This is a genomic window from Streptomyces sp. NPDC004721 (assembly GCF_053601495.1).
Genome location: NZ_JBSGBZ010000004.1, coordinates 257,426 through 264,714, shown reverse-complemented (window position 1 = coordinate 264,714; position 7,289 = coordinate 257,426). Strand labels below are relative to the sequence as shown.

Below are 7,289 nucleotides of genomic sequence, written 5' to 3'. Positions count from 1 at the left end.
GCAGGAGAGGGCGGATGAGCCTCACGACGTCGCCGGTGCCTGATTCAGCGAGGCGGGCGATCTCCGGCCCCAGCCGGTAGCGTCCGCGCACGCCCTTGCTCGACACGACGAGTTCCTCGTCCTCCAGGGCACTCAAGATCCTGTGGATGGTGGTCCTGGGAAGGCCAATCCTGTGGGCCAACTCGGACTGGGTCAGCCCCCCGGGTGTCTCGCGGATCGCGCGAAGCATCTGGGCGGCCCGCGAGATCACCTGGATTCCACTGTGGCTCCGTGCGCTCGTCTCGTCGGATGGTGAAGTCATGTCACCATCCTGCCCCTGCGCACGGATCACCATGGAATCTTCGGCGGGCGAGTGTCCCGGTGCTCGGCGATGAAGAGCGAGGGCAGGAAGCGGGAGAGGTAGGTGAACTCGTTGTAGCAGTGCTGCAGCAACTCCCCGGCCAGCTCCGTGGGAACTGTCTCCTCCACCTCGGCGGGGGTGGCTCCGGTAGCCGGAAGATCCTGCCCGAGGTAGAAGTGGCTGCGCATCGCCAGCCCCCACTCCGTGTCGCGGCCCACGTGCAGCAACCGCCCTCCCAAGACCTCGCCGGACGGGCCTCGGTGCGGCTCGTGCCCAAAGCCCACACGGCCGAGGACGGCACACGAGACGCGCTGTTCGCGCCGCGCCGACTCGTACTCCTTCGCCTCGAAGAACTCGGACGGGTCGCGGAACTGGATCACAAGGTCCTCGGCCGGCAGCGCCGTGAGGCGCTCGGTGACCACGTGCTCACTTCCGACGTGTGTGTCGTCGGAAAGCGATCCCTCCCATACTGAGGAGACGTGGTCGCCGGGGTGCCACCACACGTACTTCTGGGTGTCGCACCTCCACCGGAACCACCACTCGAACATCTCTCCCAAGCACCGGTGCATGTCCGTGCGGACAGCCACGTGCAGCACCCCTGAAGGCAGCCGCTCGTATCCCGTCTCCAGCTGCAGCGGCTCCGGGTGCAGCAGAGCCGACACCTCGTCCAGTTCCACGGTCTACTCCTCTCGTTCCGTCGGATCAGGGGCGCGGCCGCAGCCCCAGTACGGACTCAGTCTCCGTGACCGAGGCGATTCCCAGGTCCAGGCTCCGCGCGAGCTGGACGGTGCGGGCCACGAGAGGCTCGTTGCCCTGCGTCAGCTCGCCCTTGCGGAGGTAGAGTGTGTCCTCCATCCCGGCACGAGCGTTGCCCCCCAGGGACAGGGCAACGGCCGTCAGGTTCAGGTTCGCCCTGCCGATGGCGATGATCTGCCAGATCGCTCCCTCGGGCAGGCGGCGCACGAGGGTGAGCAGGTTGTCGGCGGTGGCGGCCGCTCCGCCGGCGACGCCGAGGACGATGCTGAACTGCAGCGGCTCCTCAAGAAGTCCTTCGTCACGGAGTCGCAGACAGGCGTCCAGGTGTCCGGTGTCGTAGATCTCCAGTTCCGGTTTCACCCCCAGCTCCCGCATCCGTGCCGCGAGCCGCCGCACGCCGGCGGGCGGGTTGCGGAACTCACCGGCGCCGAAGCTCATGCTGCACGGGTTCAGCGTCGCCATCCGCGGGCGGAGCTCCACGAGCTGCTCACGGTCCTCGAACGGCACGGCCAGGCCGACGCCCGTGGAGAGCTGGACCAGGATCGGACATCGCTCGGCGATGAGATCCATGGTGCGCTGGGCGATGCCGAGGTCGGCGGTCGGGCGGTCCTGCTCGTCGCGCAGGTGGATGTGTGCGACGGAGGCGCCGAGGTGGTATGCCTTCTCGACGGCCTCGGCGATCTCGTGCGGCTGGGTGGGCAGCGACGGGTTGTCGCTGCGCTGGGCTATCGGCCCGGTCGGGGCCACGGTGACGACGACGCTCACGGTCGCTTCTCCGGGGTCGGTGTGGCGATGACGACGAGCAGGCGGGTGCCCCGGTCGGTCCGGTTTTCGAGCGAGCGGACGGTACCGCGCGGCAGGTGGACGGTGTCTCCGGGACCCAGCGTCTCGGCCGGGCCGTCCCCGACGACGAGGGTCAGCTCGCCGTCGAGGACGTAGTAGACGGTCTCCTCGGCGGCCGGCGAGGTCAGGGCGGTGCCCGCGGGGTGGTAGTACGACTCCCCCAACCAGAACCGCTCGGTCGGGCCGGCCTCGTGGCCCTGGAGGCGCCGGGCGTCGACGCCCTCGTGCAGAGGCGGGAAGTAGGCGGGTGCACCCGCTCCCCGGACGATGCGAGCAGCCATCGGTCCTCAGCCCCGCTCGATGCGGTACGTGCCCTTGGGGTCCGCGATGGCCACGAGACGGACGATGCAGCCGTCGCCGCCCACCCAGCGCCAGGGGAAGGCCGCGAAAGTCATCCGCTTGCCCGTCACCTTGTCCAGGTCGCCGCCGATGTTCTCGAAGCCGTAGATGCCGGCGTTCAGGATGGCGTTGTGGCAGGGCTCCCAGTACGGGAAGTCCTCCTTGACGGACCGGCCCGTCTCCTCCTCGTACTCGCGCACCGCCCACGGCAGCAGCCCCCCGGCCTCCTCGCTGGGGCCGTGCGGCCCGATGGCCGTACCCAGAGGGTGGTCGAGTGCCTGGCAGTCGGAGCCGACCGCCTTGACCCTGCGCTCCACGAACCATTCGCCGGCCTCCTTGTAGAAGCCGGGCGAGTACCCGTAGTACTCGGCGCTGTCTGCGTACTTCCGGTGCCAGCCGGTGTTGACGATGACGAAGTCACCCGGCCGCACCTCGGTCACCGAGGCGGCCTTCTCCAGGTCGTCGGCGGTGACCACCTCCCACTTCTGCTTGGGGATGTCGAGCACGACGCCGGTGCCGAAGAAGTTCCGCAGCGGGATCTCATGGAGGAGCGGGGTGCCCTCCACCACGTGCCCCGGCGCGTCGATGTGCGTACCCGAGTGCATCACGGTGGTGATCTTCTGGGTCAGTACCCGGCTCTTGGCCATGCCGTGGAGCCGCTCGATCTTCACATCCTCGAAGTACGGCCAGGCCGGTACGCCGTGCCCCCACGGATGGGACAGGTCGTAGAACTCGAGGTCCTGCTCCCCCGGGCCTTCCGCCCATGTGTAGGTCATCTGACTCTCCTTCGTGTCGGGAAAACCGTGAATACGGGAACGTGGATAGAGGAAGAGGGAGCCGGCCGCGGGGAACTCACGCACCGGAATCGAGCCGTGCGGCGAGCTCCGCTGAGACGTGAGCCGCGAGCGCGGCGCCTGCCGCCTCCCGCGCTCCCGTGGACCAGGTGAGGAAGCCCTGACCGCTCTTGGCGCCCAGACGGCCCGCGCGGACCAGGTCGTCGAGTATCGGATGCGGCGTCACCGACCGGTCCAGGGCCGGGAAGACGGCTTCGTGGATGGAGCGTGTGAGGTCCAGTCCGACGTAGTCGGCGTTGGCCAGCGGGCCCATCTCCCCGAGCCGCAACCCGATGGTGTCGCGTACCACCAGGTCGACGGTCTCGGGATCGGCGACGCCCTCGGCGACCAGCGCGATCGCCTCGCGCCACAGTGCGTGCTGGAGTCGGTTGCCGACGAAGCCGGGAACGTCCCTGCGCACCCAGACCGGCCGCTTCCCCAAGCGCTCCATCAGCGCCATCACATCCGCGACGACACCCAGGCTCGTGCTCTCGCCCTGAACGACCTCGACGATCGGGATGAGATCGGGAGGATTCCACCAGTGGGTGCCAATGGCTCTGCTCGGATCGTCGACGTACTCGGAGATGGAAGTGATGGGAAGGACCGAGGAGTTCGAGGCGAGAACGGCGGTCGGTGCAAGCCCGGCCATCTCCGTGAACAGCTTGCGCTTCAGCTGAAGGTTCTCGACCACGGCCTCGGTGACCAGGTCGGCCCCGTCGAGGGCTTCCGCCAGGTGCACGGCACTTCGAACGGAACCCGGAGCGCCACCGAGTTCGCGCGCCAGGCGCTGCGCCTCGTGGCCGGCTTCGGGAAGAACCGAGGGGTCCGCGTCCGTGAGGGTGACAATCAGGCCCCGTGACGCGAAGACCCCTGCGATGCGTCGGCCCATCAGCCCGGCGCCGACGACGGCGACCGAGCGGAAACGCGTGACGTCACCGGTGGGGAGCGCGCCCGGCGTCGCCTCCCGGCCGGACCGCTCGGACGGCTCGGACGGCTCGGACGGCTCGGACGGCGATGTCAGCACGATGTGTAGCCACCGTCCAGATACAGGACCTGGCCGGTCAGGAACGCCGAGGCGTCGCTGAGGAGGTAGATCAACGCGCCGGAGAAGTCGTCGGGTTCGGCAAGTCTGCCGAGCGGGATGCGGCTGAGCATGGCATCGCGGGTCGCGCTGCCCTTGGCATCATCGGCGTACATCCACGCGGTCAACTCGGACCGGAACACCGTGGGCGCCAGGGCGTTGACCCGGATTCCGTCCTTGCCCCACTCGGCGGCCAGGCTCTTGGCCAAAAGGTCGACCGCGGCCTTGGAGGGACAGTACGCGCTGTACCCCGCGGGATGCCCGAGCCGGCCGCGGGTCGACGAGACCAGTACGACGCTTCCGCCCTCTCCTTGCGCGAGAAGCCGGCGGCCGACCGCTTGGCAGGTCAGCCACGCGCCGCGGACATTGGCGTTCATGACCGTCTCGAAGTCCGCGACGGGCATGTCGACGATGGGCGCGACTTTGTTGACGCCGGCCGAGGCCAGCACGCCGTCGAGACGTCCGAACGCCTCGACCGCCCGGGCCACCATCGCCTCGGCGTCAGCGGGGCTGTCGGGACGCCGGTGCACGGTCGCTACCTGGTCCTCCGGCAGTTCGCAAGCGAGTTTTTCAAGAGCATCCGCGTTTCCACCTGCCAGTACCACGTTGGCTCCGGCTGTGGTGAGGGCACGGGCTGCCTCAGTGCCCAGGGCACCGGAGGCTCCGGTGATCAGGATCGTCTTGTCTCTGAGGTCGAACAAATGAAGCGGGGACACGACAGTCATCGCTGCCTACTTCCGTAATACGGACGCTTTCGACCGAATGATGGGAACGTAGAGGTGATGCGGAGCGTGGTCAAGGGGTCACGCAAAACTCGGGGAGCAATGCCGAAACCCGTGGAATCCGCGTCGGGGAGCCCTTGACGCTGTCATACCGACCGCTCTAGTTTGACCATGCTGCAGAACATTCGTTCCGCATTGTGGAATGATCTCGCGGCACCGGCCTGCAGAGGCCCACCGCCACGCCCTGACCGACACCGTTGTCGCGCTGCTGCGCGGCTCGTCGAAGCTCGACAAGGTACAGATCGACATCGTGCAGTTCTCGTGACGCACCAGGACATCCGATGGCGACATCCCGGCCGCTGTCGCCGCCATCGAGAAGGCCGTCGAGGACCTCCGCGTCGTCCCGGCCGGTCCCAGGCCGAGCTGACCGATGCAGTCACCGATCCAGACACCACACCAGGAGAACTCCCGATGAACCTCGTGTGCGACACCCCGCTGACTCCACTCTCGTTCCTGGGCCGCTCGTCCACCGTGTGGGCTGAGAAGACCGCGATGGTGGACGACGAGCGCACCCTCACCTACGGGGAGTTCGGCGCACTGGCGCAGGCGACCGCCAAGGCCCTGCGGGGCAAGGGCGTCGGCGACGGTGACCGCGTCGCCTACCTGATGCCGAACGTGCCCGAGATGCTGGTCGCCCACTTCGCCGTGCCCCTGGCCGGCGGTGTGCTGGTGGCGATCAACACGCGGCTGTCGGCGCAGGAGATGCGGTACATCCTCGAGCACTCCGGCGCCGGCGTGCTCGTCGCCGGGGAGGGCCTCACCCAGCTCGCCGACGAGGCGGCAGCGGGTCTCGACTCGCTCCATACACGCGTGACGACCGCTCAGGAACCGCCCGCCGGGTGGATCACCTACGAGGCTCTTCTCGAGAGCGGGCCGGCGGCTGCCGATCTGCCGTGGTCGGTGGACGACGAGCGCAAACCCATCAGCGTGAACTACACCTCAGGTACGACGGGCCGCCCCAAGGGCGTGATCTTCACCCATCGCGGCGCCTACCTCAACGCTCTGGGCGAGGTGCTCCACTCCCAGCACGCCACCGACAGCGTGTACCTGTGGACGCTGCCGATGTTCCACTGCAACGGCTGGTGCACCACGTGGGCGGTGACGGCGATCGGCGGCACCCACGTCTGCCTCCCCGAGGTACGGGGAGAAGCCATCTGGCGGGCGATCCGGGAGCGCGGGGTCACGCACCTCAACGCGGCGCCGACCGTCGTCACCATGATCCTCAACGCCGAGGAGGCCGCTCCGCTCGATGCGCCGTTGCGCATCACCACGGCGGGCGCCCCGCCCAGCCCCACCACGATCGCGGCCATGGAGCGGATGGGCTTCTCCATCGTCCACCTCTACGGACTGACCGAGACCTACGGTCCCTACACCGTCTGCGAGGTCCAGAGCAGCTGGACCGGCCTGCCCGGTGTCGAGCGCGCACGGCTGATGGCACGTCAGGGTGTCGGCATGATCCAGGCCGACACCGTGCGTGTCGTCGACGAGGACATGGTGGACGTGCCCGCTGACGGACAGACCATGGGTGAGATCGTCATGCGCGGCAACTGCGTGATGGCCGGCTACTACCTGGACGAGGAGAGCACCGCCAAGGCGTTCCGGGGCGGATGGTTCCACTCGGGGGATCTCGGAGTCATGCATGCGGACGGTTACGTCGAGCTGCGGGACCGCGCCAAGGACGTGGTGATCTCCGGTGGTGAGAACATCTCCACGGTCGAGGTGGAGCAGGCCCTCATGAGCCATGCCGACGTGCTCGAGGCCGCCGTCGTCGGTGTCCCTGACGAGCGGTGGGGCGAACGCCCCAAGGCATTCGTCATCGCCCGCCGTGGCACGGCTCCCACGGAGGCGGATCTGATCGCGCACGTCCGTCAGCAGATCGCCCACTACAAGGCTCCCCGTGAGGTGGTCGTGGTGGACGAGCTGCCCAAGACGTCGACGGGGAAGATCCAGAAGTTCGTGCTCCGTGAGAAGGAGTGGGCGGGCCACGCCACACGCGTCCAGGGCTGAACCCCAGGGCGCGGTCGCGTACGAGAAGTTGTGCGCCGAGATGGACGGTCCTTTCCTGCCCGGCCGTTCATGGACCACCGCATCGCCGGTCCGACAGTGGGGCCGGGATGCGCGAGGGCCCCGGAAGCCGTGCGCGGGGTGGGAGTGCGCGACCGGGCCCAGGGCCGTTGGGGCGGGGCGGCCAGGTGGATGCGCAAGATGGGAAGCGACTCCAAGAGCGTACGAACGGGAATCTTGCGGATGGCCTCGGCCTCATGCTCCAGCACCTCCCGCAGCGACGGGCGGCCGTGCTTCAGCGCGTCCTTCAC

The 7,289-nt window shown here is 68.4% G+C and carries 9 protein-coding genes; 2 read left to right on the top strand and 7 right to left on the bottom strand.

Annotation, left to right across the window (positions count from 1 at the left end):
* The 7 genes from ACWEK3_RS05525 to ACWEK3_RS05495 form a co-directional block, all read right to left on the bottom strand.
* The coding region (locus ACWEK3_RS05525; protein WP_453249013.1) for a helix-turn-helix domain-containing protein at nt 1-301 on the bottom strand (301 nt) is incomplete at its 3' end.
* A gap of 26 nt (nt 302-327) precedes the next feature.
* Nucleotides 328-1,017 carry a DAPG hydrolase family protein gene (locus tag ACWEK3_RS05520; protein ID WP_453249012.1) on the bottom strand — a complete coding sequence of 230 codons (690 nt, stop codon included), beginning with the start codon at nt 1,015-1,017 and terminating at the stop codon, nt 328-330.
* A 25-nt stretch (nt 1,018-1,042) separates the two neighbouring features.
* On the bottom strand, nt 1,043-1,861 hold the full coding sequence (locus ACWEK3_RS05515; RefSeq protein ID WP_365776311.1) for a BKACE family enzyme: 819 nt from the start codon (nt 1,859-1,861) through the stop codon (nt 1,043-1,045).
* Nucleotides 1,858-2,220 (bottom strand): cupin domain-containing protein, encoded by a 363-nt coding sequence (locus tag ACWEK3_RS05510; protein WP_453249011.1) that lies wholly within the window; start codon nt 2,218-2,220, stop codon nt 1,858-1,860. Before ACWEK3_RS05510 ends, ACWEK3_RS05515 begins: the two co-directional genes overlap by 4 nt.
* Nucleotides 2,221-2,226: 6 nt before the next feature.
* The gene (locus ACWEK3_RS05505) at nt 2,227-3,054 is read right to left on the bottom strand and encodes a cyclase family protein (RefSeq protein ID WP_453249010.1); all 828 of its coding nucleotides are present in this window, start codon (nt 3,052-3,054) and stop codon (nt 2,227-2,229) included.
* A gap of 76 nt (nt 3,055-3,130) precedes the next feature.
* Entirely contained in the window at nt 3,131-4,135 is a 1,005-nt protein-coding gene (locus ACWEK3_RS05500) for a 3-hydroxyacyl-CoA dehydrogenase family protein (RefSeq protein ID WP_453249009.1), read from the bottom strand.
* Nucleotides 4,129-4,917: an SDR family NAD(P)-dependent oxidoreductase gene (locus ACWEK3_RS05495; RefSeq protein ID WP_453249008.1), complete on the bottom strand. Its 789-nt coding sequence runs from the start codon at nt 4,915-4,917 to the stop codon at nt 4,129-4,131. The genes ACWEK3_RS05500 and ACWEK3_RS05495 overlap by 7 nt, the downstream gene beginning before the upstream one ends.
* Nucleotides 4,918-5,116: 199 nt before the next feature.
* Here ACWEK3_RS05495 and ACWEK3_RS05490 point away from each other — a divergent pair, with 199 nt between their 5' ends.
* Both ACWEK3_RS05490 and ACWEK3_RS05485 read left to right on the top strand, forming a co-directional pair.
* The gene (locus ACWEK3_RS05490) at nt 5,117-5,239 is read left to right on the top strand and encodes a hypothetical protein (protein ID WP_453249007.1); all 123 of its coding nucleotides are present in this window, start codon (nt 5,117-5,119) and stop codon (nt 5,237-5,239) included.
* Between the two features lie 146 nt (nt 5,240-5,385).
* Nucleotides 5,386-6,981 carry a long-chain-fatty-acid--CoA ligase gene (locus tag ACWEK3_RS05485; protein WP_453249006.1) on the top strand — a complete coding sequence of 532 codons (1,596 nt, stop codon included), beginning with the start codon at nt 5,386-5,388 and terminating at the stop codon, nt 6,979-6,981.
* Nucleotides 6,982-7,289: the final 308 nt, after the last annotated feature.

Coding starts and splice junctions, on each gene's coding strand:
- ACWEK3_RS05510 (WP_453249011.1), bottom strand. CDS start 2,220: ATGGCTGCTCGCATCGTCCGGGGAGCGGGTGCACCCGCCTACTTCCCG.
- ACWEK3_RS05505 (WP_453249010.1), bottom strand. CDS start 3,054: ATGACCTACACATGGGCGGAAGGCCCGGGGGAGCAGGACCTCGAGTTC.
- ACWEK3_RS05495 (WP_453249008.1), bottom strand. CDS start 4,917: ATGACTGTCGTGTCCCCGCTTCATTTGTTCGACCTCAGAGACAAGACG.
- ACWEK3_RS05490 (WP_453249007.1), top strand. CDS start 5,117: ATGATCTCGCGGCACCGGCCTGCAGAGGCCCACCGCCACGCCCTGACC.
- ACWEK3_RS05485 (WP_453249006.1), top strand. CDS start 5,386: ATGAACCTCGTGTGCGACACCCCGCTGACTCCACTCTCGTTCCTGGGC.